Genomic DNA, 23,312 nt, shown 5'->3' on the forward strand with positions numbered 1-23,312 from the left:
TTAAAATCAAGAGGAAGGACAGCTCTGTAAAGAGGCCACCCTTCGCCGCTGGTGGCGAACGATGTTTTCGATCGGCCATTACGCTGGGTGCCCGCTGCAGCAATGTCGTGCTTCCTAAATTCCGAGTCTTGACGGGACGCTGCTGGCGGCCGCTCTCTGCAGCATCGCGACAGTTACCCCACGCAGCGCTCAAGGAGCGCCTGGCCGCTGGTTACCGGTGCAGCACAGGTGCGATGCCGGCACACGTAGGCCGCCGGCAGGCCGTTGACCGGGTGCCGCCCCTGGCCGACTGGAACGTCTTCGGCAAATGCGAGGACGCGTGCCGGGAGGTACGTGCGGTGAACGCTCTCGACAAGCGCGGCGGCAGCCGCCTTATCGCCGGCAAGAATGATCCCGAACGGGCCGCGCTGTGCGAAATCCCTGGCGGCCAGGAGGTGCACGAAGCCGGCCGGGGCCGCGGTGGCGGCAGTCCGGTAGTGCTGGAATTCGTGCTCGGCAAGCTCGTGGTAGCGATCCTGGCCGGTCAGTTCATGCAAGCGCAAGCAGGCAAAGACGCTGGCTGACATGCCGGACGGCCAGGCGCTGTCGTACGGCGCCCGGGGCCTGTGCACCAATGGCTCGCCATCATGGGGCGTAAAGTACAGTCCGTCGTCCCAGAACTTGTCGAGGATAAGCGCCACGAGTTCGACCGCGCGATCGAGGTATCGCTTGTCGAAGCAGGACTCGTAGAGGTCAAGCAGAGCGTTGGCCAGGAAGGCATAGTCTTCAAGGAACCCCGGCACCCTGGCTGTGCCGTCCTTCCAGGACCGGTACAAGCCGCCGTCCGGCATGGTGAGTTGGTCCTGGATAAAGCTGGCGGCACGCCTTGCGGCGGCGAGGTGTGCTCCGTTGCCGGTCGCCTGGTAAGCCGCACAAAGTCCCTGGATCATCAGACCGTTCCAGCCGGCGAGGATGTTGTCGTCGCGGCTGGGGCGCACGCGTTGGGCACGTGCTGCAAATAGCCGCTCGCGCCAGCGTTCGAGTCGCGCCTCCTCCTGGGGAGTCAGCGTGACCGCCCGGTGGAGCACCGATCTGCCGGCTTCAAAGTTCCCGCTGTCGGTCACGCCGTAGGCGCGACACGCGAGGGCGCCCTCGGATTCGCCCAGCACCGCCTTCACCTCGGCCGGTGTCCAGACATAGAAGCGGCCTTCCTCGCCTTCGCTGTCGGCATCTTCGCCGGCATAGAAGCTGCCATCGGGGTGCGTCATGTCGCGCAGGATGTACGCGATGGTTCCCTCGAATACACGGCGCCAGGCTTGCTTGCCGCTCAGCCTGTAGGCGTTGGCGTACAGCGCGACGAGCTGGCCGTTGTCGTAAAGCATCTTTTCGAAGTGGGGCACCGCCCAGCGTTCGTCGACGCTGTAGCGGGCGAACCCACCGCCGAGCTGGTCATGGATGCCACCGGCCGCCATGCCGTCGAGCGTGCGCTCCAGCGCTTCAAGCAAGGTGGGTTCACCGGTACGTTGATGGATGCGCAACACGAGGTCGTAGGCGCTTGCGTTGGGAAACTTCGGCGCTCCGCCCAACCCGCCATGGGTCGGGTCCGTATTCCGTGCCATGGCGCGGGCTGCTTGCGCGGGCAGGTCCTCGACCTCGGTGGCGGCACGGCCCGGGTCCGCTTCGTCTAGCTGTCGGAACCCCTGCCGAAACTGCTCGACAGTTTTGCTCAGCTCCTGGCGGCGATGCCTCCAGGCTTCGCTCAGGCTCAGCAGCACACGCTCGAACCCTGGGCGACCGTAGCGATCATCCGGCGGAAAGTAGGTGCCACCGAAGAATGGTTCTGCTTGCGGCGTCAGGAACACCGTGAGCGGCCAGCCGCCGCCCTGTCCCATCATCTGCGGGACCTTCTGGTAAATGTCGTCGAGGTCGGGACGCTCCTGCCGATCGACCTTGATGCTGATGAAGCGCTCGTTCATCAGGCCGGCGATCCGGGGATTCTCGAACGATTCGTGCGCCATGACATGGCACCAATGGCATGCGGCGTAGCCGACGGAAAGCAGAACCGGTTTGTCGTCGTCGCGGGCGCGGAGAAAGGCCTCTTCGCACCAGGGATACCAGTCGACCGGATTCTCTGCGTGTTGTCGGAGGTAGGGTGACGTTTCTGAGGCGAGCCGGTTTCCCATCACAGTCTCCAGCCTGGTGCGGTAGGACAACTGTGGCGCAGAACAAGGCCCCCGGCAAGCGATCAGCGCGCCACTGCCACGCCGGCGCCCGGGAGTGCCGGATCAGGCATTCCGTCGTTCAATGTCCGCATAGCCTGGGCGCGCATGTCGCTGGCTCACGCCGGCAGTGCCATTGCGTGGGGAAACCGATTTCAGCGCGTCTTGGCGACTCTTCAGCCAGCCAGCTCGCGGTGCAACGCCACGTATTCCTGCGCCAGCTTGTGGCGCGGATCCAGATGGATCATGGGGGTGGCATGCTGGTGCGATTCGCGGATCTTCACCGATGCAGACAGCCGCGATTCAAGTACTGGCAGGCCCTCGCTTACCAGTTCGTCGACCAGTTTCTGCGGCAAGCTCGCTCGCGGCTGGAACTGGTTGATCACGATCCCCTCGACCTGCAGCCCGTCGTTGTGGTCCTGCTGGATTTCCTTCACGTTATCGAGCAGCGTGTAGAGGGCACGGCGCGAGAAGTCATCGCAATCGAACGGGATCAGGCAGCGCTCCACGGCGATCAGTGCCGAGCGGGTATAGAAATTCAGGGCCGGTGGCGTGTCGATGTAAATGGCGTCATAGACTGCCTCCAGCTCGAGCAGGGCGTCGCGTAGCTTGTAGATCTTGTAGCGCGATTCGAGCTTGCCGTGGAGGGAATCCAGGTCAGGATGCGCGGGCATCACATCGAGGTTCTCGAACGGCGTCGGGTGGATAAAGGACGTAAATTCCACCGGCCTGAAGTTGTAGGTCAGGGAGGTCTCGAAAAAATTCGCCGCGGTCGGACTTGCCTCCGCGGCTTGCGCGCCAAGCAGGTACTGGGTGGAGTTGCCTTGTGCATCCAGGTCAATGACCAGGGTGCGCAAGCCCTCGCTGGCGCTGATCGCCGCGAGATTGCATACAATGGTCGATTTTCCGACCCCACCCTTCTGATTGAACACGACGCGCCGCATATGCCCCTCTGGAGAGAATCGATCCGAAGGCGGCAGCATACCTTAGCGTGAGGTTCTCGGCAGCACCCCGCCTGGCTATGACAACGATTCCGGGGCCGCGATGAGGTGGCGCCTGCGGGCAGGCGGGTGCCAGAGTCAGCCGTCCGATTCCTGCTCGCTGTACCATTGGCGCGTTGAGGTGGTCCCGCGCTTGGGCACCTCGTGGACCAGCCGTGAGCTGCACACCATGCGGCTCACGCCACCGAAAGCATCGACATGGTTGCCGACCTTGCCCGCTCCTGGTTGACCTTCAGTGCGCCCGTGGCCGCTGCACAGGCTGCCGGCCGCCCGCTCGTGGCGCTCGAATCCACCATCATCGCCCACGGCATGCCCTACCCGGAGAACGTTCGCACGGCGCGCGAAGTGGAGGCCCTGATCCGCGACCTGGGCGCCGAGCCCGCGACGATCGCGCTGATTGGCGGGCGAATCCGCATCGGGCTTTCGAACGACGAGCTGGAGCTGCTCGGGCGCTCGGAGCGGGTGCACAAGGTGAGCCGCCGCGACCTGCCAGCCGTGCTGGCCGGCGGCGGGCTCGGCGCCACGACCGTGGCCGGCACGATGATATGTGCCGCGCTGGCGGGCATCGAGGTCTTCGTCACCGGCGGGATTGGCGGTGTGCACCGCGGTGCGCAGGAGACCTTCGACATCTCGGCCGACCTGCAGGAACTGGCCAGGACCTCGGTGGCGGTGGTCTGTGCCGGGGCGAAGTCCATCCTGGACATCGGACTCACGCTGGAATACCTGGAAACACACGGCGTGCCGGTGCTCAGTTGCGAGCAAGACAATGTTGCTGCGTTCTACACGCGCGACAGCGGCTTTCGTGCTGACTTCAGGCTGGACGACGCGGCGGAGCAGGCACGCTTCATCCGCACCAAGTGGGACCTGGGCCTGGCGGGCGGCGTGGTGTTGAGCACACCGGTGCCGCAAGCGGCAGCGATGGCGTCCGGGGAGATCGACGCGCTGACCCAGCAGGCGCTTGCCGAGGCCAGGGCGCAGGGAATCACCGGCAAGGCCGTGACGCCTTTCCTGCTGGCTCGCATCAAGGCGCTGACGAGCGGACGCAGCCTGGCGGCAAACATCGCACTCGTGAAACACAATGCCGAGGTAGGGGCAAGGCTGGCGCTGGCATTGGCACGCGCGGGGCGCGGGGCGGACGCAGCCTAGCCAGGTGAGCAGGCCGGCATCCGCAGGGTGCGGGCGCGCACCTGGCAAGCTGTGTCTGTGCGCCAATGTCGCCTAATCTTGTGTCTTAGCGATCAGCGAGTGGAAGACTCGCCTGAAGTCGCAGCGCGTACACTTTCGATCCGGGGCTGACGGCAGGAGTCATCATCATGCGACTCTCACTAATAGTCAGCGGCGCCATGCTGGCGCTTTCGGCATGTACATTGGAACCGGCCGGAACAGGCGCCTTTACCGTCATGGGGCCGGCCAGCTTCGATCGCACCTTCACGGCGGCTGCCGGGGCCATGCGTGACCAAGGCCTGGCGATCAGCGTCGAGGACCCGGTCAATGGCGTGGTTGTCGGCAGCCTGGATACCAGGACGGTGATGGCCGGGGTTCACCAGCAGGCAGACGGCCACGTGCGCGTGGAATTCGACGGCATGGCTGCACACGATCCGGCGTTGATGGCGCGCATTTCGCGCAGCTACAACCGCCGCATGGGCCGCTGAAGGGCGTCAGAGGCGTCCAGAATCCGCCGTGCGATGCCGTCAAGGGCGCGACGGGATGGACGCCCAAATGACGGGCGCCATCGCGCGTCGCCGCGCTCAGTCGTGGTGGCGATGCTTCTTGTGGCCCTTGTGCTTGCCGCGATTGCCGTTCTTGTGGTCATCGGCATAGTTGTTGCGCGACACATTGCCGCCCAGCGCCGAGCCCGCTGCACCACCGGCCGCGGCACCGACGATGCCGCCGGTTCGGCCGCCCACGGCATTGCCTGCCGCCGCGCCGGCACCACCGCCCAGCGCGCCACCCACGATGGCGCCGGTTCGTTCCTTCTTGTTGGCAGTCACCGCGCCGCCCGCGCCGCCGCCCACCGCGCCGCCGACCACGGCACCTGTGCTGCCGCCCAGTGCGCCACCGACGGCCGCGCCCGCGGCGCCGCCCAAGCCGCCGCCAACGGCGTTCTTCAGGTCATCGGCCAGCGCCGGTGTGGTGGCAGCGGTCAGCAGCAGGGTCAGGCACAGCGCACGAAGTGGTTGTCGAGTCATGTTTTTCCTCAAGGGGGATGGTTGGCGATCCGCCGATGGGGGAGTTTACACGGAGCGGTCCGTGGCGCAGGAAACAGCGACCCCCGGGATGGAGCCGCCACGAGCCGGAAAACAGAAAAGCCCTTCACAATTCGTGGAGGGCTTTTTCAATTCAGGCCGTCATGCGGCGCAGGGCGACTATAGCGGGCGAATCTTTGACGCTTGTGGGCCTTTCTGACCTTGCGTCACTTCAAATTCCACTCTCGCACCTTCCTCCAGCGATTTGAACCCGGTGCCCTGGATTTCGCTGTGATGCGCAAACAAGTCCTTGCCGCCATCATCCGGCGTGATGAACCCATAGCCCTTTTCACTGTTAAACCATTTCACGATGCCAGTCGCCATCTCGTCCTCGAAATTTGGTGCACACAGGTTGCGTGTTGAGAAACCCCGCCCCGGAATCGCCGCGTCGCCAAAATATGGTTGAACGCGGTACGGCGCGCCGAAACCCTAGCATACCGAAGAGGAGGGCGGGCAGCATCTGCGGGTTAACCTCTGGGTCGGAGCGCAGATGATGAGGCGGGCGAGTCGCGGTATGGGCTGAGTGCGCAAATTTCCGACCGCGGAATCCGGGAAAATCCCCTCGATCCAGCCTTACTCAGACCAAACGGCATCGACGTCCCGCAGCAGGTGCCCGGCCAGGATGTAGTCGCCGGCCTTCATGGCCTTGGTCTCCAGGGCAACCAGCTCGTTGGCTGCGAGCTGGTCCAATGCAAACTGGCAGTAAAGGTTCCGTTGCCGGAAGGACACCTTCGGCCGGCTGAGGCCGGCAATGAGCGCCGCGAGGGACTTCACGGCAATGCTCTCGTGTCCGCGATATTCCACCCGTATCCCTACCTTGTTACCAAGGCGCCCGAGCTCAATCGCATCCTGCCAACCTGACTCATAGTCGAGCTCGACCAGCGCGACCCCCTCTGCCTCCAGGAGCCTGATGGCTTCCCCTTTGGTTCCAGCCCGAGCCGTTGTCATTTCTGCCTCCACTCACACCTTCCCGCGCGCGGGTCGCCGGTCTGGTTCAACGTGCTACTGAACTCAACTCAACGTCGCCCCGCTCACCTTGACTCTTGGCTTCAGATTTGGAGTCAAGATCCAGCTTAATTCTGACGTAAGAAAAATCTAAGTCAATATAGAATCGCCCTGTAGTCCTGCTACCACCCGCGCAACCGCTCCGGCGACGCGGGTTCTTTTTTTGACACCGAGCGGTCCCCATTCGGCCTGAAGCTCAACGCCTTTTCCCCAGTAGCGACATATTGGTAGCAGACCTCGGCGAGTGGTGCTAATGCAAGCCGTCCGGCCGGTCGGCGAATGGCTGCTCCTGAACCTGGATGCATATCATGTTGCGATATTCGTTGAGCCGCCGCCGCGCACGTTTTGGCAAAGGAAAAAATGCCGGGGATTACGGCAGACATGCTTCCAATCGTATTGAACACAAGGTGGCGAGCAACTAAGATGAACGTTCCGGGTGCGAGACCAAGCACCCGCCAGCCAGAACCTCGCGTCCGAGGCGAAACAAGCGGCCTGTGCAACTCAGGCCGACTGTCACGGACGGTAGTGAAGTCCCGTAGCAAAAGTACACCTACAGCTTGGGAGACGACTGTGCTGAGTCATCATGAATTCGCCACGCTTGTGCTGGTAAGCGGCAGCTCCGACCCAATGGAGCTTGACCGCGCGGATATGGACGCGCTGCTCGCGCATCAACTGGTTACGCTTGAGCGCCTCGGGCCAAACCACAGCCGCCCTCGGGTGACAATCCAGGGCTACGCTTTTCTGAAGGCCGTCGACCAAGTTCGCGCAAGGGAAGGTCGAGCTCGCCAAGCCTCCTTATGAGCGTATGCCTTAGCTGGTAGCGCCTGCCGGCGTTGGTGCGCTTTCGCCTGATCGGCGTGGCCTGCCAGAGTCGCGATGCAGCAATCGTTATCCACTCGATTTCCGTCCCGTCGGAGCTCCATCGGATGGCTCAGGTGGCGGGTCGCACTTAGGAGACGCAACATGACTCAGTGGTCCCCCGAGCAATTCATGAAGGTCCAGATGGCAGGTATCGAAGCCTTGACCGGGCTGACCGGCAAGGCCTTTGAGGGCTTCGAAAAACTGCTGGAGTTGAATCTGCAGACGATGAAGACGGCGCTGGCTGATTCACGAGAAGGCGCAAAGAAGGCGCTTTCAGTCAAGGACCCGCAAGAACTGGTCGAACTGCAAATCGAGCTATTCCAACCCGCGGCCGCCAATGTATTGGCGTATCGCCGTCAACTGTACGAAATCCTCGCCGCCACCCGGGCGGAGTTCGAGAAAGTCGCCGAGGTTCAATACACGGCAGGCAAGCAGGGTCTGAACGACTTCCTTGGCAGCGTGGTGAACCAAACACCTGCCGGCACGGCGGCGGCGCCATTTGCTGCCTGGCAGGAGGCCGTCAACGCGACCACGACGCTCTATGAGTCGATGCAAACGACGGTAAAACAGGCCGCGCAAGTGGCCGAGAGCAGTTTCAATACTGCTGCGCAGGTGGCCTCGAAAGGCATGCAACGTCGTGCATCCCACGCCTCAAAGGCAGCTGCGAACTAAGTCGGCCTTGGCTCCTGAGGGAGCCAGACGAGGTGGAGCGCTGGGGGCGGTCATGTGCTTTGCACCGCCGCCGGCCTAAACTTCCTTCGTGTCGAATATAAGCATGTCAACGCCGGCCTGGGCAAAATTGGCCAGGTCAGCTGCTGCTGCGGCGCCCTCAGGCGAAGCCATCGCCTGCTGGAGCGCCGGCAGCGAATCGAAGCTCAGCACCGCAACCAGGTGAAACGGCGAAGCACCGGCCGGGCTTGCAACCGGGCCGCTGCTGACCTCGTAGCGTCGCAGGCCGGTGATCTTCTTTGCGATCGGAATATGGGTCGAGAAGTAGTATGAATCAAACGCCGCCGTGTCCGCAGGCTTCTTGTAAAGCACCATTAGCTTTGCCATCGTTGTTCCTCAAAACGTGGGTTTGATATAGCGCAAGCTTGCAAGTGTATCGTCCCTATAGCGGGTGAACCCATTTCTGTCAGAGGATCGGGCTGGCCAGTTTCTTCATGCTACGATTTTCCTATCTGAAGCGGAGGTCGTCATGACAATCGAAAGCTACCAGGGCTACATCGTCCGCGGCTTTGCCAAGCAGCTTGGCGATGGATCGTTCGAGGCATCCGGTGCGGTTGAGAAGGACGGCCGCATCGAGGAGGGATCGGATCCGTTGGGGTACTACCCCTCGTTTGAGCGTGCTGCGGCAGCCGGCATTGCCTGGGCGAAAGCGTGGGTAGATGATCACGGCTGAACCCTTCCGAACTCACCAAGGCCGGCTTGCAGCCTTTTGCGGCTAGGCCAAATCGTTTCGATCGTCCCACCTGTCTCAGAAGGTGGCTGGCGAGTTCACCCACAGCACCCTGGCCACCACGTCGCCCACATTGCGGTAGCCATGCGGCACCTGGCTGGAGAACGTGAAAGCATCGCCCGGGCCGATCAGGTAGACGTCGTCGCCGAGCATCAGTTCGAGCTGTCCTTCGAGCACGTAGCCCACTTCCTCGCCCTGGTGCTCGATCTGCCCGTCGCTGGCCTCGCCAGGCCAGACGATGTGGATGTTGGCTTGGAGCAGGCCGCCACGTTTGGGCAGCACCACGCGTTCGAGCGCGACGCCGCCGGCCCGGATCACAGGGCGTTCACCATGCCGCAGGATCGGCGACTGGTTTGGCTCCCCGTCGCTGGTCAGCGCGCCGATATTGGTGTCCAGCGCCACGGCCAGCCGGTGCAGCGTGGCAAACGACGGGGTGGCCAGCCCGCGCTCAATCTTTGAAATCAGGCTTTCCGAGCAGCCCGCCTTCCCGGCGAGCTGCAGCAGCGTGTAGCCGGCCACCAGCCGGGCGTGGCGCAGCTTGACGCCAAGCGTCAGGGTGGCCGACTTGCTGTCGGCCGCTTCAGGTGTGGGTTGCTCGGTCTTTGCCATGCAGGCTCGGAATTGATTGGACTTGGATCGGCCGCCAGGCGCCGTACGTCAATGTGTTCAGCGGCTGGCCAGTTCGGCGACAGTGTAAGCCAGTGCCTGGGCCCCAAGGAACAGGTCGGCACCTGCCGTATCTTCGGCGGCATTGTGGCTGATGCCCCCTTTGCTCGGCACGAAGATCATCGCCGTGGGGCAATGGTCGGCCAGGTACATGGCGTCGTGGAACGCGCCGGAGGTCAGCCGCATCGGCAGCGCGCGGCCGGCGTTGCCGCTGGCACGCGCGCAGGCGCGTTCGATGGTGCCCAGCATGGCCTCGGGGAAATGCGTCGGCTCGCGATGGAAGAAGCGCGTGACCGTAACCGCTTCGGGCGCATGCGCATGCCTGACGCACGCCGCGCGCAGTGCCGCTTCGGCGCGGTCCAGCGCGGCGTCGTCAAGGCAGCGCATATCGACCGTGAACGTGACGTGGCCGGGAATGGTGTTGACCGAGTTTGGCGCCACGCTCCAGCGGCCCAGCGTCAGGCGCAGTTCGGGAGTGCCGGGGGCGGCCGCATGGCGCGGCGCCAGCGCGTACAGGTCTTGCGCGATGGCCACGGCCGCGGCCATCGCATCGCATCGTACCGCCATCGGCGTGGTGCCGGCATGGGCCATCGTACCCGTGCATTCCACGCGGAACCAGCGCACCGCCTGGATGCCGGTGACCACGCCCAGCGGCACATTTGCGCCTTCCAGCACCGGCCCCTGTTCGATGTGCAGTTCGACGCATGCCGCCATGGGCCGCGCCATCGGCACCCTGTTCACGTCGTGGCTTTGCGCCAGCGCGGCATCGAGCGCCTCGCCGAAGCGGATGCCGGCCGCGTCGGCCACGTCGCGATAGCCTGCCAGCCGGGCCGGTTCGACGAAGGCGCTCGAACCCATCGCGCCGGGACCGAAGCGGCTGCCTTCCTCGTTGGTCCAGGACACGACCTCGATGGGGCGCAAGGTCTCGATGCCGGCCGCGTTGAGCGCAGCAATCACTTCCAGGCCGGCCAGCACGCCGTACGCGCCGTCGTACTTGCCGCCCACCGGCTGGGTATCGGCGTGGCTGCCGGTCAGCACCGGCGGCAGGTCTTCGCGGCCGGGGCGGCGGAAGAACAGGTTGCCGCAATCGTCGATGCCGACGGTGCAGCCCAGCGCGCGTGCCTGGTCGATCAGGTGGCGCCGGGCGGCCAGGTCGGTCGCGGTCAGCGTTTCGCGGGAAACGCCGCCGTCGTGGCGCAGGCCAAAGCGGGCCAGGGCTGCCAGCGATGCGGCCAGGCGCCCGGCGCCCACATGATCCTGCGCGCGTTCGGCAATGGCTTGTGCGTTGACGAGGGTGGGCGGGTTCGATACGGTCAATTTGGTCTCCAGATATCAGGCAAGGCTGGTGCCAAGCGCCTGCTCAAGGCGATGAGCCACGCCGAGCACGCGGGCATCGGCATGGCGCGGCCCGGTCACGGTCACGCCAACCGGCATGCCGGTGGCGCCGGTGCCCGTCGGCACATGGACGCACGGGGTGCCCAGCAGCGACCACATGCGGCAGAAGATTGGATCGCCGGTGGCGCCCAGGCCAGCTGGCGCTTCGCCTTCGGCGCTCGGGGCCAGCACGACGTCGAATCCGGCCATCGCCATGTTGAACGCCGTGCGCGCCGCTTCCGCGTGGGCCAGCGCGAAGTGGAAGCGCTGGCCGGTGACGGCGCGGCCCGCTTCGAGCTGGCGCGCGAAAGCCGCGCTGAAGCCTTCTGCGTGCTCGCGTGCTTCCGGCGCGAATGCGGCGAGTGCCTCGAATGCCATGATGTCCATTTGGGCTTCAGTCAGCCCGTGGCAAGCCTGAGGCAGGTCGAAGTCGCGCACCGTGCCACCGATGCATTCGAGCGCACGGATCGCGGTGTCCAGCGCGGCTTGGGTATCGGCACTGGCGCGTTCCCAATGCGGCGTGCGGCAAATGCCAATGCGCAGCGGCGCGTGGTGTAGCGTGGACGCGTCCGCTACCGCGGCATCGCGCGCCAGGGTGCCGATGAAGAGGGCCGCGTCGTCCACGCGGCGGGCCAGCACGCCCACCGTATCCAGGCTCGGTGCCAGTGGCTTGATGCCGGCCAGCGGCAGCGTGCCATGGGTGGGCTTGTAGCCCACCACGCCGCAATAGGCGGCCGGCCGGATGATCGAGCCCGCGGTCTGTGTGCCGAAGGCCAGCGGCACCATGCCTGCGGCGACGGCGGCGGCCGATCCGCTCGACGAACCGCCGGGGGTGCGGGGCCTGTCCGCCGGCGCGCGCGGGTTGCGGGTCGGCCCCGGCTGAAACGTGGCGAATTCGGTGGTGACGGTCTTGCCGACCACGACCGCGCCCGCCGACCGGGCCAGTGCCACCGCCGCCGCATCCACGCCCGGCCGATGTCCGGCGTATATCGGCGAACCATAAGTGGTCGGCATGTCGGCGGTATCCATCAGGTCCTTGACGCCAAGCGGGACGCCCGGCAACGCGCCTGACGCGCCGCCGGCATCCAGCCGCCGCGCCTGCGCCAGGGCGGTGTCGGCACCCACATGCTGCCAGGCCAGAATGCCTGAGTCTTGCGCCGCAATGCGGGCCAGTGCCGCACGGACCACCGCTTCGGCGCTCAGTTCGCGCCGGGACACCATCTGCGCCAGGGTGCGGACCGGAAGATCGAGGAAGTCGTCCATCGCCTGTTCTCCAGGTCAGCCGAAATAGGCCGCGCGAACCTCATCGTTCTCGCGCAGCGCCTGCGCGGTGCCCTGGGCCACGACACGGCCCTGGCTCAGCACATAGCCCTGGTGTGAGATGGCCAGCGTCTGGCGCGCGTTCTGTTCCACCAGCAGCACCGTCATGCCCAGTTCGTTGATCTGCTGGATGACCTTGAAATTCTCCTTCACATAGAGCGGCGACAGGCCCAGCGACGGCTCGTCGATGACCAGCAGCCGCGGCTGCGCCATCAGTCCGCGCCCGATCGACACCATCGCCTGTTCGCCGCCGGACATGGTGCCGGCGAGCTGGCCCGCGCGCTCGCGCAGCCGGGGGAAGATCGTGTACACGCGCTCGATGCGCTCGCGCACCCTGGCCGGGTCCGCCTCAAGGAAGGCGCCCAGCGCAAGGTTTTCAGCCACCGTCATGCGCGGGAACACCTTGCGGCCTTCGGGAATGCAGGAGATGCCGCGTGCGATGATGTTGTGGGTCTTCTCTCCCGCGATGTCCGTGCCGTCCCACAGGATGCGCCCCTGGCGCGGCGGCGTCAGGCCCAGGATCGAGCGGATCAGCGTGCTCTTGCCGGCGCCGTTGGCGCCAAGGATGCAGGTGATCTTGCCCGGCGGCACCTCGATCGAGACATCGTGCAGGACGTTGACCTTGTCATAGCCCGTGGTCAGCCCTTCCACGCGCAGTGTGCTGTCGCTCATGCGGCTTCCTCCCCCAGATAGGCGGTCTGCACGTCGGGATCGGCGGTAATCTCGGCGTAGGTTCCCTCGGCAATCTTCTTGCCGTAATTCAGCACGATGCAGCGGTCGGTGATGCGCTCGATCACGTTCATTTCGTGCTCGATCAGCACCACCGACAGGTCCTGCAGCTTGCCGCGCACCTGCAGGATGTCGTCCATCAGCTCGTGGGTCTCGTCATGCGTCATACCCGCCGAAGGCTCGTCGAGCAGCAGCAGGCGAGGGCGGCTCATCAGGGCCCGGCACACCTCGATGCGGCGGCGGTCGATCATCGTGAACGTTTCCACCGGCTCGAACAGCCGCGCCACCAGCGGCGGGCTGAAGATGCCCAGCAGCTCGCGCACCGATTCCACGTAGCGTTCGTACTCGGCGCGGAACGCCTTGCGCCGGAACAGGTTGAAGACCAGCCCGTGCCGCATGTTCTGGTAATCGCCGATCACGATGTTGTCGAACACCGTCAGCGGCAGCGACAAGCGCGAACGCTGGAACGTCCGCGCCACGCCGCTGCGGTAGATCTGCTGCGGCGTCTTGCCGATGACGTTGTTGCTGTCATAGGTAATGGTTCCGGCGCTGGCCTTGTACAGTCCCGTCAGCACGTTGAAGAACGTGGTCTTGCCGGAGCCGTTGGGGCCCAGCAGGCCCAGGATCTCGCCACGGCGGATCTCGAGCTGGAGGTTGTCCAGCGCGGTCAGGCCGCCAAAGCGCATGGTCAGGCCGCGCACCTGGATCATTGCGTCGCTCATTGCGCATCCTCCCGGGGAAAGAACAGGCGGGTCTTGCGCGGCATCAGGCCGTCCGGGCGGAACAGCAGGATGGCGATGACCAGCGCCGCATAGAACAGGAAGCGGTATTCCTGGATGAACTGCAGCTTTTCGGGCAGCACCAGCACGATGATGGCCGCCGGCACCAGGCCCACCACGTTGCCGAGGCCGCCCAGGATCACGATCGACAGCATCAGCAGCGAGTCGGCGAAGGTGAAGTTGTTGGGCGCCACGAACGCAGTGACCATGCCGTAGACACTGCCGGCGATGCCGGCAAAGAAGTTGCCGAGCATGAACGCAATCACCTTCCACCGGGCGATGTGCAGGCCGAACGCGGCGGCGGCGGTCTCGTCGGTGCGCACCACGTCCATCGCCAGGCCTACCCACGAGCGCTCCAGCGCCTTGACCACGGCAAAGGTGCCCGCGCAGATCAGCAGGCTCAGCAGCGCATAGCTGGCGTAGAACGACACGTCCACGCCGAACAGTGTCACGCCCTCATTGAACGCGAAGCCGAACAGCGTCATCCCGGGAACCTGCAGCCCCTGCGGCCCGCCCAGCACGTCGTTGACCTCAAGGAAGGTCTTGAACAGGATGCCGAACGCGATGGTCACCAGCGCCGCATAGTGGCCGCGCGTGCGCAGCACGGGCGCAACCAGCACCGAGCCGATCACGGCCGCTGCCAGGCCGGACAGCACGATCACCAGCACGTGGGGAATGCCCGTGTGCGTGGCCAGCACGGCCGTGGTGTAGGCGCCGATGCCAAAGAACGCCGCGCCCGCGAAATTGGACACGCCGGAAAACCCGAACTGGACGGTCAGCCCCAGGCAGGCGGTGGTGTAGAGCAGCACCGCGCACAGCATCAGCAGGACGAAATGGCTCTCATGGAACAGCGCGACCAGTGCCAGCGTGCCGGCCAGCGCCCATAGCCTGGACTGGCCTGGCCGCCGCGCTGCTGCCTGCTCCACGGCCTGCGTCAGGCCCAGCCGGCCCGCCGCGAACACCGCGGCCCCGGCCAGCGCCAGCAGCACGGCTACCGCCAGTTGCGATTCCGCATGCAGGAAGAAGTAGAGATAGGCCACCATGGCGATGGCCGAGATGGCCAGCACCATGGCCGGGCGCCGCTGCGGGCCCTCGGCCGTGGCGGCGGAGGCCGCCGGCAGCGGCTTCGAGACGTTGTCAGACACGTTCACTGGCTTTCTCCGCGATGAGTCCGGTCGGCTTCCAGGCCATCAGCACGATGACCACGGCAAAGGCAAATACGTCCTTGTAGGCGCTCGGGATGTCGGGCACCAGGGCCGGCAGCATGGCACTGCCCAGTACCTGCAGCGCCGCAAACAGGAAGCCGCCGAGGATGGCGCCGTAGATATTGCCGAGCCCGCCCAGGATGGCAGCGGCAAAGCCGATCACCCCGAGCAGCAGCCCGACGTTGAAGTTGATCTCGTTGTAGTAGAGGCCGTTCATCACGCCCGCCAGTGCCGCCATGGCGGAACCCAGCGCAAACGTGACCAGTACCACCACCTCGAAGTTGATGCCCATCAGCCGGGCCGTTTCGCCATCCTGGGCCACGGCACGAATGGCCATGCCAAAGCGCGTGCGGGTGATCAGCAGATGCACGCCGAGGATGATGGCCACGCCGGCGGCCAGCAGGATCAGGTTGTCCGCGCGGATGGAGAGCGCGCCGATGGTGAACTCGCCAGCGGGCAGCAGCGCGGGAAACGGCTTCGGGTTCGAGCCGTCCGGGTAGAACAGCCGGACCGCCTCACGCAGCACCGTGCCCAGCATCAGCGTGGCCAGCAGCGTGTTCAGCGGCGGCGCACGGCGCAGCGGCAGGATCAGGACGCGGGCGATGCCGGCGCCCAGCAGGCCGGTCACCGTCACCGCGCACACCACGATGGCCAGCAGCTGCAGCCACGGGGAATCCACGTGCATCGCCACCACGCCGGCTGATGCCGCCAGCCCGGCAAACGCGCCCACCATCAGCACATCGCCATGAGAAAACTTGATCACGTCGAGCACGCCGAAGAACAGCGTGAACCCTACCGCCACCATTGCGTAGATCATCCCGAGCATCAGCCCGTTAAAGACATACTGCCCTAATACACTCATCGGTATCCCCCGAATTCCGGATGCCCAGGCGGGCGCGGGGCCGGGCGGGGGGCAGGAGCGCCCCGAACCCGGCCGCCATGCTTACAGGCCGGTCAGCTTCTTCTTGCCCTTGCCGTAGGTGCTGTCTTCCCAGATCACCCACTTGCCGTCTTCCACCACATACTTGGTGATCAGCGGCACCACGTTCTGGCCGTGGTCGTCGAAGGTGACCTTGCCGATGATGGTGTTCACGTCCCTGGTGCCGTTCAGCACATCACGCACCTTCTTGCGGTCCGGGCCCACCTTTTCCACGGCGTCCATGATCAGGTTGGCCGCGGCAAACGCAAACGGTCCGTACGCTTCGGGCGGTTCACCGTATTTCTGCTGCGTGTAGCGTTCCATGAAGAACTGGCCGCCCGCCAGCTTCTCTACCGGCGCGCCTTCGATGAACGCCAGCGAACCCTCCGACAGCGACTTGCCCACGCCTTCGATATAGGCATCGGACTTGATACCCGACGTGCCCTCGAACTGGGCCTTGATGCCGAGCTTGTCCATCTGCGTGCGGATGCGCACGCCCAGCGGCGTGAGGCCGCCGAAATACACCACGTCGGGCTTCAGTTCGCGGATCTTGGTCAGCTCCGTGGTGAAGTCCTGCTGATCGGCTGTGACGCCGAACGTGCCGACGATGGTGCCGCCGTCCTTCTTCAGGAACTCGCTGAAATACTTGTTGTGGCCCTTGCCGTAGTCGGTGGTGTCATGGATGATCGCCCACTTCCTGTAGCCCAGCCCGGTCATGAATTTGGCCGCCACTTCGCTCTGGTTGATCATCGTGCCGTTGACGCGATGGATCTCCTTGAACTTGTTGCCGTAGGTGACCTCGGGCAGCACGGCGCCCCACACCACGGCGGGCATGCCGAAGCGGCTGTAGACGCCCACTGTGCCCATGGCCACGGCCGAGCAGAAGTGCGTCACGCCGGCAACAATGGACTTGTCCGCCGCGATCTTGGTCGCCACCTGCACGCCGACGTTCGGCCGGCATTCGTCGTCCTGCACCACCAGTTCATAGGTGTACCTGGCCTTCGGGTCCGCATTGCGCAAGCGCACGGCCAGGTCCGCGGAATTGCGTCCGCCCAGGCCGATCGACGACACGCCACCGGTCAGCGGACCGACAAAGGCAATCTTGACGACATCCTTGGCCTGCGCCGGTGCTGCCGTCAGGACCATTCCGGTCGCCGCGGCTGCCATGGCGGCGGCTACTGCAGTGTGTTTCTTGCGCACTCTCTTTCCCCCTGGGTTGCATGGACAAATTGGACGAACCGCTGGCGCGGCGTCACGGACCCGAACCGATGCAAGGCGCCCGCGGACGCCCGGGAAAGCTCTTGGAAAGCTGCCTGCACCATATTCAAGTCACTTGAATACTATGCAACAGCCATGCCACCTTTCAACGAGCGAAAACCCGTAGCTTGCATGGGGGTCTGGGGAAATGAGGGGGACCCCATGCTCAATCTGGGCGCATGGGCGCACGGTTGCGGTGCGCCGGGGAGCAAAACAAGGGAAGAAACATAGGGCCGTACGTAGGTGCTGTTTGGGGCACTTTCATTGCATCTCGCAGGCACCCACACAGATGCAGGTAGCGGTAGGTAGTGATGGCCGCCAACCGCGCGTCTGGCCGACACCCGGCATCGGCCAGCCCTGCGGCAACCGCCGTGCGCTACTGGTCTGCCTTCGCCCCCGACCGCCGCACGATTTCCGCCCATTTCCTGCCTTCGGAAGCGTTGTAGCGGGCAAAGTCGCCGGGTGAAGAGCCGACCGGCTCGGCGCCCATGTCGGCATATTGCTGCCGCACATCGGGCCGTTTCAGCGCGCTGGCCGCATGCGCGGCCAGCTTTTCCACGACCGGGGCCGGCGTGCCGCGCGGCGCCCACAGGCCGTACCAGGTGCTGATGTCGAAGCCGGGCAGGCCGGACTCGGCGACAGTGGGCACGTTTGGCAGCGCGCTCGCGCGGCGCTCGGTGGTCACGGCAACGGCACGCAGCTTGCCGGACTTGATGAAGGGCATCGCCGACGGCATGGAATCAAACATCAGCTGGATCTGGCCGCCCATCAGGTCCGTCAGCGCCGGCGCGCTGCCCTTGTACGGCACATGCTGCATCGGCACTTTTGCCGCCAGCTTGAACGATTCGCCGGCCAGGTGCTGGGCCGAGGCATTGCCCGCCGAGCCGAAATTGAGCGCACCGCCCTGGCTATTGGCGTAGGCGATCAGGTCCTGCACGGTCTTCACCGGCGATGCGTTGTTGACCACCAGCACCAGCGGCACGTCGGCCAGCTGCGTGATCGGCACGAAGTCCCTGAATGAGTCATAGCGCATCTTCGGCTGGATGCTGGGGTTGATCACATGCAGCGAGGCATTGGCCAGGATGGTGTAGCCGTCGGCGGGCGCGCGCGCCACGGCTTCGGCGCCGATCATGCCGCTGGCGCCGGGTTTGTTGTCGACCACCACGCTCTGGCCCAGGCTCTCGCCCATCTTGACCGCGACCACGCGCGCGAGCAGGTCGGTGGGGCCGCCGGCGGGGTAGGGCAGCACCATGCGCACGGGATGCTGCGGAAAGTCCTGCGCGCCCGCGGCGGCCGGCAGCGCGGCAGCGGCTGCCGCCAGCATCAGTGCGGCGCGCAGCCGCGGCCACGCAGGAAGTCGTTTCTGGTATCGGGTGTTCACGTCTCTGTCTCCTTGATTTTTATCGCTACCTTGCCCACCACCTGGCGGGATTCCAGCGCGGCCAGGGCGTCGCCCAGGCCGGTGATCGGATAGACCGCGGATACGGTCGGATCCAGCTTGCCCTGCGCGGCCCAATCGAACAGCGTCGCCATGACCTCCTGCAGCGCCGCCGCATGCTCGGCCCGCTCGTTGGCGGGCGTCCAGCCGATGTAGCGGCCAAAGAAGAACCCGTGCAGCGTGAGGTTCTTGACCAGCAGCAGGTTGACCGGGGCCTGCGGGATGGTGCCGCTGGCAAAGCCGATGCTGAGGATGCGTGCGTTCGCCGCCGCCGCGCGCAGCGCCTGGCTGAACAGGTCGCCGCCGACCGGGTCCACCACCACGTCCGCGCCACGGCCGTCCGTCAGCGCCTTGACCGATGCCGCCAGGTCCGCCGGGGCCAGCGCGTGCGTGGCGCCGCGCCGTAGCGCGTCGGCACGCTTGGCCTCGGTGCTGGCGCAGGCGATGACCGTGGCGCCGAGCTGGCGCGCAATCTCCACGGCAGCCAGGCCGACCCCGGCCCCGGCGCCAAGCACCAGCACCGTGTCGCCCGGGCGCAGCGCGCAGCGCCACACCAGCCCGCAATACGCCGTGCCATAGGAAATTGGGATCGGCAGCGCAGTCTTTGACGGCAGCGCGTCAGGGACGCGGTAGACGGTGTACTCGGGCACGATGACCTGCTCGGCAAAGCAGCCCCAGTCCGCGATCGCCACCACCCGGTCGCCGGGACGCAGCCGCGTGACCGCGTCACCGCAGGCCACCACGCGGCCGACCGCTTCGGTGCCGGGCACGAAGGGCAACGGGGGGCGGCGCTGGTACTGGCCGGCGATCATCAGGCCGGTGGCATGGCTGACGCTGGCGTACTCGACGGCAATCGTGACCGCATGCGGGTCGGCCAGCGCCGGTTCCGGAATGGCCTGCAGCGCCACGTCCTGCACGCCGCCGAACTGCTTGCAGACAAGCGCCTTCATTGCGCACCTGCCTTGGCCGCCGGGGCCGCCGCCTGTCGCACCACACCCTGCTGCAGCCATGCGTCGATGGCCTGCTGGCCGAAGCCGGCCTCGTGCAGGACCTGCACGGTATGTTCGCCGTTGGCCGGCGCCGGGCCGGCTGGCCGGCGCATGTCGCGCGCCGGGATGCCGGCGAAGGGCAGCGGTCCGAGCCCCGGCTGCGTGATTGTCTGGAAGGTCTGCCGGTGTGCCGCCTGCGGGTGCGCCAGCACGTCGTCATAGCTGCGCACCGGGGCATGCAGCACGTCGTGCCGGCTGAGGATGTCTTGCCATTGCGCGGTCGTGCGCGTGGCGATCTGCTCGGCCATGTGCTGGTTCAGCAGCGCGGCGTGGGCCATGCGCGCCGCATTGTCGGCAAAGCGCGGGTCTTCCAGCCAGTCGGTGCGGTCCAGCGCATGACATAGCTTGGCGAACTGCGCGTTGTTCAGCGCCAGCAGCGTCACGCTGCCGTCGCTGCTGGCATAGACGCCATTGGGCGCGCTCACCGGCCCGGCGGCCGCCGGGCCACCGATGGCATGCTCGAGCAGGTTGTTGGCCTGCAGCGCACAACAGGCATCGAACAGGTTCAGCTCGACGTGGCCGCCGCGCCCGCCGCGAAAGCGCCGGCACAGCGCCGCGGCGCAGGCCTGGGCGGCATAGAGGCCGGTGGCGGCGTCGGCCAGCAGCATGCCGATGCGGCGCGCGCCACCGTCGGCGCCACGGTTGGCGAACATCAGCCCGGAGTCGGCCTGCATCACCGAGTCCGAAGCGGGATAGTCGGCATAGGGACCATCCGGGCCATAGCCGCTGATCGACACATAGACCAGCGCGGGCCGTCGCGCGGCCAGTGCCGCATAGCCCACGCCCAGCCGTTCCGCCACCTGGGGGCGGAAGTTCTGCACGACGATGTCGGCCTGCAGCGCAAGCCCGAGCAGCACTTCCTTGCCCGCGTCAGTGGTGGCGTCGACGCAGACGCTGCGCTTGCCGGCGTTATAGGCGATCGCCAGCGCGCTGGTATCGCCGCGCACGACCCCGACCTCGCGTCCCGGCCTGTACTGGCGATTGTGGCAACTACAATCAAGCGGGGAACGACCGCAGATAGGAGCGTGCCATGGCTGCATACCTGATTGCCGATGTTGACGTCACGGACCCCGCCGTTTTTGAAGAGTACAAACGAGACGTACCCGCTACCGAGGTGCGCTATGGTGGGAAATATCTGGGCCGTGGCGGTGCAACCAAAGTGCTCGAAGGAGACTGGCAGCCGCATCGTCTCGTCATTGTCGAGTTCCCGGACATGGATGCCTTGATAGCCTGGTATGACTCGCCAGAGTACGCGCGCCTCAAGGCGATACGGGAAAGGTGTGCGACAACAAGGATTATCGCGCTGGAAGGGGTCGCGGCCGTCACCGTCTAGGAAATCGGCGCAAGCGTTGCCGGGGTCTGGCCTCGACCGGGTCGGCCTGGTCGGCGGTTTCCTGTTCGCGCGCCCGCGTGCGGGTGCTGTCTGATTCGTTCCGTGGCGATGCAACCGCGGGCCTGGCGCCCTTCACGCTGCACTCAGGCGCTTCGCATTCGCCATCGCACGGCCGTGGATCGGCGCGAGGATCTGCTGCATCAGGTTTGTCGCCAGGTCTGCCAGCTGCAGCGGGTTGCCGGGGAACCCGGCGGCCAATTGCAGAAGGTCGGCGTGGCGTTCGAACCATTGCGCGGCGGATCGACTGGACGCCAGCGTCGCCGCGGCCGCGGAGGTCGCCCAAAGATGATCGCTGGTGTCCTTTGCGAGGGTCATGGTCAGGTTGATCCATCCCGAACCCATCGCAAGCAACGATTCAGACGCGGCCTCTCCCTTCTCAATGCTCATCAGGCTGAATTCGCGCTGGTCCTGCTCGTCAGGCGCCGGACCGGCGATCGCCATGCGCGTGGTGCGAATGCTGACGACATGCATTGCTGCCTGGAGCAGTTCGCACATGTCACTAAAGAGGCGGGAGGCGTTTGCGGAAACGTCGAGGACAGGCTGCGGAATAACGGAGGAGGGCACGCGGGTTTTCCTTCGGCATCCGCTGAAAAACGGACACCTGGCAAATTCTTGGGAGGCGAGCGGCGTCCGGGTCGCTTTTCGAAGGCGTGGCCGGCCGGCATTCCTCCAAGCATAGGTGCATTTATGTTGCATTGCACCATTTCTTTTGGTTTTCTGCGCTGGATCGGGCACGACACGACAGGACCCGGCTTCCTCCGAGCCGCGCCACGCCAAAGCGCTGATTGGTGTCGAAGCCTCAACAGTGTGGGTACCTTGGCGCGCCTACCGCGTTGCGCCGCTGCGGTCTACGATTTGCTCCATGCCGCGGCACGCGGTGGTGAGTGCCCCGTCATCCCTTCAATATTCTCCTTCCTCAGGAGCCGTCATGACCCAACGCGTGAATGCCTTGAAGCAGTCCCCCGAACTCTTCAAGAAGTACCTGGAGTTCAGCACCCTGCTGCAGGACAGCGCGATCGAACCAACCATCCGTGACCTGGTCGAGATTCGCGCTTCGCAACTCAACGGCTGTGCCTTCTGCCTGGACATGCACGTCAAGCAGTCGCGCATCCATGGCGAGCGAGAGCTCCGCCTTCACCATGTCGCGATCTGGCGCGAATCGACGCTGTTCCAGCCGCGCGAACGTGCCGCGCTGGCGTGGACCGAGGTGCTGACCAACATCCCGGCGCACGGTGTGCCGGATGACCTGTACGAGCGCGTGCGCGCGCATCTGTCGGAAAAGGAACTCTCGGACCTGACCTTTCTGGTCATGGCCATCAATGGCTGGAACCGGCTGAACGTGGCCTTCCGGACCGTGCCGGGCTCGGCCGACAAGGCCTATGGCCTAGATAAGGCAAAGCTGGAGTGACATCATGAAGATCACCAGAACGCTGGGCATGGCCCCGCTGCTGCTTTCCGTCCTGCTGGCGGCGCGACCGGCCATGGCTGCGCCGCCAGAGCCCAAGGTGACGCTGCTGTCGACAGAGGCGCTTCCGGAATATCCCGGCAAGGAGGTGCAGATGATCGTGGTGGAATACCCGCCCGGCGGCGCCGACCCGGTGCACCGCCATGACGCGCACGGATTCGTCTATGTCCTTGAGGGCAGTATCGTGATGGGTGTCCGGGGCGGCAAGGAAGTCACGCTCACTGCCGGGCAGACCTTCCACGAAGGCCCTGACGATATTCATACTGTCGGGCGCAACGCCAGCAACACCAGGCCCGCGAAGTTCATGGTGCTGTTGCTGAAGAACAAGGGCGCTCCGATCCTGACGCCAACGAAGTAGCACATTGGCCGGCTGCGGATGCGACCCCTAAGGTTCAGGGATCGCATCCTCGGGCCCGTCGTTGCGCGCAGCTCAGTCAACCACCGCCACGACGCTGACGATGCCCTGCCTGGCCATCTTCACATAGGGGCAGAAGCGCTCGGTATTGCGCACCAGTTCTTCCGCCACCTGTCGTTGCACGCCAGGCATCCTGACCCGGATGTCCGCGGCCAGCGCGAAGCCGCCGTCAACGGGATCGCGGCCGAACGCTATCTCCACTTCCACTGCGAGGTTGTCGACGCTGACATTGGATCGCTGGGCCAGCAGGTACAGCGCCCCATGAAAGCAGGCGGCGTAGCCCGCGGCGAACAACTGCTCGGGATTGGTGCCGTGGCCGGGGCCGCCCAGCGCCGCCGGCAGCCGCAGGTCGACGACAAGATTGCCGTCATCGGAACGCGCCACGCCCGAGGCGCGGCCGTGTCCGGTTTCCCCGCCCGAGACGGTGACGGTGGTGGTGTAGAGGGCGTGGAAGCCCTGCCCGCGATACTTGTCGAGCAGGCTCAGCGGGGGGGCTTGCAGCCCCTTGTTGTCCATATGGCCCGCCCGCGTTG

25 protein-coding genes and 1 pseudogene are annotated in these 23,312 nt (G+C 65.5%); 7 read left to right on the top strand and 19 right to left on the bottom strand.

Features of this window, described 5'->3' with window-relative positions; translation table 11 throughout:
• Window positions 1-173: 173 nt before the first annotated feature.
• Both AC3WVS_RS03000 and AC3WVS_RS03005 read right to left on the bottom strand, forming a co-directional pair.
• Window positions 174-2,162, bottom strand: a complete 1,989-nt coding sequence (locus tag AC3WVS_RS03000; protein ID WP_492317318.1) for a thioredoxin domain-containing protein — start codon at window positions 2,160-2,162, stop codon at window positions 174-176.
• A 212-nt stretch (window positions 2,163-2,374) separates the two neighbouring features.
• Window positions 2,375-3,142, bottom strand: coding sequence for a ParA family protein (locus AC3WVS_RS03005; RefSeq protein ID WP_492317437.1), 768 nt, complete (start codon window positions 3,140-3,142; stop codon window positions 2,375-2,377).
• A gap of 255 nt (window positions 3,143-3,397) precedes the next feature.
• Between AC3WVS_RS03005 and AC3WVS_RS03010 the strand changes: the two genes are divergently transcribed.
• Window positions 3,398-4,345: a pseudouridine-5'-phosphate glycosidase gene (locus AC3WVS_RS03010; RefSeq protein ID WP_492317319.1), complete on the top strand. Its 948-nt coding sequence runs from the start codon at window positions 3,398-3,400 to the stop codon at window positions 4,343-4,345.
• 167 nt (window positions 4,346-4,512) lie between these two features.
• Entirely contained in the window at window positions 4,513-4,851 is a 339-nt protein-coding gene (locus AC3WVS_RS03015; protein ID WP_492317320.1) for a penicillin-binding protein, read from the top strand.
• A 96-nt stretch (window positions 4,852-4,947) separates the two neighbouring features.
• Here the strand turns inward: AC3WVS_RS03015 and AC3WVS_RS03020 are convergent, their stop codons facing one another.
• From AC3WVS_RS03020 to AC3WVS_RS03030, 3 genes are all read right to left on the bottom strand, one after another.
• Window positions 4,948-5,388, bottom strand: a complete 441-nt coding sequence (locus AC3WVS_RS03020; protein ID WP_492317321.1) for a hypothetical protein — start codon at window positions 5,386-5,388, stop codon at window positions 4,948-4,950.
• A gap of 177 nt (window positions 5,389-5,565) precedes the next feature.
• On the bottom strand, window positions 5,566-5,769 hold the full coding sequence (locus tag AC3WVS_RS03025; RefSeq protein WP_010812734.1) for a cold-shock protein: 204 nt from the start codon (window positions 5,767-5,769) through the stop codon (window positions 5,566-5,568).
• A gap of 249 nt (window positions 5,770-6,018) precedes the next feature.
• The gene (locus AC3WVS_RS03030) at window positions 6,019-6,393 is read right to left on the bottom strand and encodes a PHA-granule associated protein 4 (protein WP_492317322.1); all 375 of its coding nucleotides are present in this window, start codon (window positions 6,391-6,393) and stop codon (window positions 6,019-6,021) included.
• 1,020 nt (window positions 6,394-7,413) lie between these two features.
• Here AC3WVS_RS03030 and AC3WVS_RS03035 point away from each other — a divergent pair.
• Complete coding sequence (locus AC3WVS_RS03035) at window positions 7,414-7,983, top strand: phasin family protein (protein WP_492317323.1); 570 nt, start codon at window positions 7,414-7,416, stop codon at window positions 7,981-7,983.
• A gap of 75 nt (window positions 7,984-8,058) precedes the next feature.
• On the opposite strand, the gene AC3WVS_RS03040 is transcribed toward AC3WVS_RS03035, so the two are convergent.
• On the bottom strand, window positions 8,059-8,367 hold the full coding sequence (locus AC3WVS_RS03040; protein WP_492317324.1) for an EthD family reductase: 309 nt from the start codon (window positions 8,365-8,367) through the stop codon (window positions 8,059-8,061).
• 142 nt (window positions 8,368-8,509) lie between these two features.
• Here AC3WVS_RS03040 and AC3WVS_RS03045 point away from each other — a divergent pair, with 142 nt between their 5' ends.
• Window positions 8,510-8,713: a hypothetical protein gene (locus AC3WVS_RS03045; protein ID WP_010812739.1), complete on the top strand. Its 204-nt coding sequence runs from the start codon at window positions 8,510-8,512 to the stop codon at window positions 8,711-8,713.
• Window positions 8,714-8,788: 75 nt separating this feature from the next.
• Here AC3WVS_RS03045 and AC3WVS_RS03050 read toward each other — a convergent pair whose 3' ends face one another.
• The 11 genes and pseudogenes from AC3WVS_RS03050 to AC3WVS_RS03100 all read right to left on the bottom strand — a co-directional run.
• Window positions 8,789-9,379, bottom strand: coding sequence for a helix-turn-helix domain-containing protein (locus AC3WVS_RS03050; RefSeq protein WP_492317325.1), 591 nt, complete (start codon window positions 9,377-9,379; stop codon window positions 8,789-8,791).
• 57 nt (window positions 9,380-9,436) lie between these two features.
• Window positions 9,437-10,753, bottom strand: a complete 1,317-nt coding sequence (locus AC3WVS_RS03055) for a M20 family metallo-hydrolase (protein ID WP_492317326.1) — start codon at window positions 10,751-10,753, stop codon at window positions 9,437-9,439.
• Between the two features lie 15 nt (window positions 10,754-10,768).
• Window positions 10,769-12,073 (bottom strand): amidase, encoded by a 1,305-nt coding sequence (locus AC3WVS_RS03060; RefSeq protein WP_492317327.1) that lies wholly within the window; start codon window positions 12,071-12,073, stop codon window positions 10,769-10,771.
• Between the two features lie 15 nt (window positions 12,074-12,088).
• Window positions 12,089-12,802 carry an ABC transporter ATP-binding protein gene (locus AC3WVS_RS03065; RefSeq protein ID WP_492317328.1) on the bottom strand — a complete coding sequence of 238 codons (714 nt, stop codon included), beginning with the start codon at window positions 12,800-12,802 and terminating at the stop codon, window positions 12,089-12,091.
• The gene (locus AC3WVS_RS03070; protein ID WP_492317329.1) at window positions 12,799-13,581 is read right to left on the bottom strand and encodes an ABC transporter ATP-binding protein; all 783 of its coding nucleotides are present in this window, start codon (window positions 13,579-13,581) and stop codon (window positions 12,799-12,801) included. The genes AC3WVS_RS03065 and AC3WVS_RS03070 overlap by 4 nt, the downstream gene beginning before the upstream one ends.
• A complete protein-coding gene (locus AC3WVS_RS03075; protein WP_492317330.1) occupies window positions 13,578-14,789 on the bottom strand; it encodes a branched-chain amino acid ABC transporter permease in 1,212 nt (403 codons plus the stop codon). The genes AC3WVS_RS03070 and AC3WVS_RS03075 overlap by 4 nt, the downstream gene beginning before the upstream one ends.
• Window positions 14,776-15,705, bottom strand: coding sequence for a branched-chain amino acid ABC transporter permease (locus AC3WVS_RS03080; protein WP_013953596.1), 930 nt, complete (start codon window positions 15,703-15,705; stop codon window positions 14,776-14,778). The genes AC3WVS_RS03075 and AC3WVS_RS03080 overlap by 14 nt, the downstream gene beginning before the upstream one ends.
• An 81-nt stretch (window positions 15,706-15,786) precedes the next feature.
• Window positions 15,787-16,962 (bottom strand): branched-chain amino acid ABC transporter substrate-binding protein, encoded by a 1,176-nt coding sequence (locus AC3WVS_RS03085; protein WP_492317331.1) that lies wholly within the window; start codon window positions 16,960-16,962, stop codon window positions 15,787-15,789.
• Between the two features lie 433 nt (window positions 16,963-17,395).
• Window positions 17,396-18,343 carry a tripartite tricarboxylate transporter substrate binding protein gene (locus tag AC3WVS_RS03090; protein WP_492317438.1) on the bottom strand — a complete coding sequence of 316 codons (948 nt, stop codon included), beginning with the start codon at window positions 18,341-18,343 and terminating at the stop codon, window positions 17,396-17,398.
• Window positions 18,344-18,396: 53 nt separating this feature from the next.
• The gene (locus tag AC3WVS_RS03095; protein ID WP_492317332.1) at window positions 18,397-19,407 is read right to left on the bottom strand and encodes an NADPH:quinone oxidoreductase family protein; all 1,011 of its coding nucleotides are present in this window, start codon (window positions 19,405-19,407) and stop codon (window positions 18,397-18,399) included.
• Window positions 19,404-20,471: pseudogene (locus AC3WVS_RS03100) on the bottom strand (CaiB/BaiF CoA transferase family protein); the annotation flags it as partial. The gene AC3WVS_RS03095 and the pseudogene AC3WVS_RS03100, both read right to left, overlap by 4 nt.
• 65 nt (window positions 20,472-20,536) lie before the next feature.
• On the opposite strand from AC3WVS_RS03100, the gene AC3WVS_RS03105 reads away from it, so the two are divergent.
• The gene (locus AC3WVS_RS03105) at window positions 20,537-20,839 is read left to right on the top strand and encodes a DUF1330 domain-containing protein (RefSeq protein WP_492317333.1); all 303 of its coding nucleotides are present in this window, start codon (window positions 20,537-20,539) and stop codon (window positions 20,837-20,839) included.
• A 132-nt stretch (window positions 20,840-20,971) separates the two neighbouring features.
• On the opposite strand, the gene AC3WVS_RS03110 is transcribed toward AC3WVS_RS03105, so the two are convergent.
• Complete coding sequence (locus AC3WVS_RS03110; protein WP_492317334.1) at window positions 20,972-21,463, bottom strand: polyhydroxyalkanoate granule-associated phasin; 492 nt, start codon at window positions 21,461-21,463, stop codon at window positions 20,972-20,974.
• Window positions 21,464-21,827: 364 nt separating this feature from the next.
• On the opposite strand from AC3WVS_RS03110, the gene AC3WVS_RS03115 reads away from it, so the two are divergent.
• Window positions 21,828-22,307, top strand: coding sequence for a carboxymuconolactone decarboxylase family protein (locus AC3WVS_RS03115; RefSeq protein WP_035820952.1), 480 nt, complete (start codon window positions 21,828-21,830; stop codon window positions 22,305-22,307).
• Window positions 22,308-22,311: 4 nt separating this feature from the next.
• Entirely contained in the window at window positions 22,312-22,722 is a 411-nt protein-coding gene (locus tag AC3WVS_RS03120; protein WP_492317335.1) for a cupin domain-containing protein, read from the top strand.
• Between the two features lie 72 nt (window positions 22,723-22,794).
• On the opposite strand, the gene AC3WVS_RS03125 is transcribed toward AC3WVS_RS03120, so the two are convergent.
• A complete protein-coding gene (locus AC3WVS_RS03125) occupies window positions 22,795-23,295 on the bottom strand; it encodes an Ohr family peroxiredoxin (RefSeq protein WP_492317336.1) in 501 nt (166 codons plus the stop codon).
• Window positions 23,296-23,312 lie beyond the last annotated feature (17 nt).

The sequence above is a fragment of the Cupriavidus sp. CPT47-8839-RL05A genome (assembly GCF_058792255.1).

What these genes read in the sequence shown, in the direction of transcription:
- AC3WVS_RS03000 (WP_492317318.1), bottom strand. Translation starts at nt 2,162, where the DNA reads ATGGGAAACCGGCTCGCCTCAGAAACGTCACCCTACCTCCGACAACAC.
- AC3WVS_RS03005 (WP_492317437.1), bottom strand. Translation starts at nt 3,142, where the DNA reads ATGCGGCGCGTCGTGTTCAATCAGAAGGGTGGGGTCGGAAAATCGACC.
- AC3WVS_RS03010 (WP_492317319.1), top strand. Translation starts at nt 3,398, where the DNA reads ATGGTTGCCGACCTTGCCCGCTCCTGGTTGACCTTCAGTGCGCCCGTG.
- AC3WVS_RS03015 (WP_492317320.1), top strand. Translation starts at nt 4,513, where the DNA reads ATGCGACTCTCACTAATAGTCAGCGGCGCCATGCTGGCGCTTTCGGCA.
- AC3WVS_RS03020 (WP_492317321.1), bottom strand. Translation starts at nt 5,388, where the DNA reads ATGACTCGACAACCACTTCGTGCGCTGTGCCTGACCCTGCTGCTGACC.
- AC3WVS_RS03025 (WP_010812734.1), bottom strand. Translation starts at nt 5,769, where the DNA reads ATGGCGACTGGCATCGTGAAATGGTTTAACAGTGAAAAGGGCTATGGG.
- AC3WVS_RS03030 (WP_492317322.1), bottom strand. Translation starts at nt 6,393, where the DNA reads ATGACAACGGCTCGGGCTGGAACCAAAGGGGAAGCCATCAGGCTCCTG.
- AC3WVS_RS03035 (WP_492317323.1), top strand. Translation starts at nt 7,414, where the DNA reads ATGACTCAGTGGTCCCCCGAGCAATTCATGAAGGTCCAGATGGCAGGT.
- AC3WVS_RS03040 (WP_492317324.1), bottom strand. Translation starts at nt 8,367, where the DNA reads ATGGCAAAGCTAATGGTGCTTTACAAGAAGCCTGCGGACACGGCGGCG.
- AC3WVS_RS03045 (WP_010812739.1), top strand. Translation starts at nt 8,510, where the DNA reads ATGACAATCGAAAGCTACCAGGGCTACATCGTCCGCGGCTTTGCCAAG.
- AC3WVS_RS03050 (WP_492317325.1), bottom strand. Translation starts at nt 9,379, where the DNA reads ATGGCAAAGACCGAGCAACCCACACCTGAAGCGGCCGACAGCAAGTCG.
- AC3WVS_RS03060 (WP_492317327.1), bottom strand. Translation starts at nt 12,073, where the DNA reads ATGGACGACTTCCTCGATCTTCCGGTCCGCACCCTGGCGCAGATGGTG.
- AC3WVS_RS03065 (WP_492317328.1), bottom strand. Translation starts at nt 12,802, where the DNA reads ATGAGCGACAGCACACTGCGCGTGGAAGGGCTGACCACGGGCTATGAC.
- AC3WVS_RS03070 (WP_492317329.1), bottom strand. Translation starts at nt 13,581, where the DNA reads ATGAGCGACGCAATGATCCAGGTGCGCGGCCTGACCATGCGCTTTGGC.
- AC3WVS_RS03080 (WP_013953596.1), bottom strand. Translation starts at nt 15,705, where the DNA reads ATGAGTGTATTAGGGCAGTATGTCTTTAACGGGCTGATGCTCGGGATG.
- AC3WVS_RS03090 (WP_492317438.1), bottom strand. Translation starts at nt 18,343, where the DNA reads ATGCTGGCGGCAGCCGCTGCCGCGCTGCCGGCCGCCGCGGGCGCGCAG.
- AC3WVS_RS03095 (WP_492317332.1), bottom strand. Translation starts at nt 19,407, where the DNA reads ATGAAGGCGCTTGTCTGCAAGCAGTTCGGCGGCGTGCAGGACGTGGCG.
- AC3WVS_RS03105 (WP_492317333.1), top strand. Translation starts at nt 20,537, where the DNA reads ATGGCTGCATACCTGATTGCCGATGTTGACGTCACGGACCCCGCCGTT.
- AC3WVS_RS03115 (WP_035820952.1), top strand. Translation starts at nt 21,828, where the DNA reads ATGACCCAACGCGTGAATGCCTTGAAGCAGTCCCCCGAACTCTTCAAG.
- AC3WVS_RS03120 (WP_492317335.1), top strand. Translation starts at nt 22,312, where the DNA reads ATGAAGATCACCAGAACGCTGGGCATGGCCCCGCTGCTGCTTTCCGTC.
- AC3WVS_RS03125 (WP_492317336.1), bottom strand. Translation starts at nt 23,295, where the DNA reads ATGGACAACAAGGGGCTGCAAGCCCCCCCGCTGAGCCTGCTCGACAAG.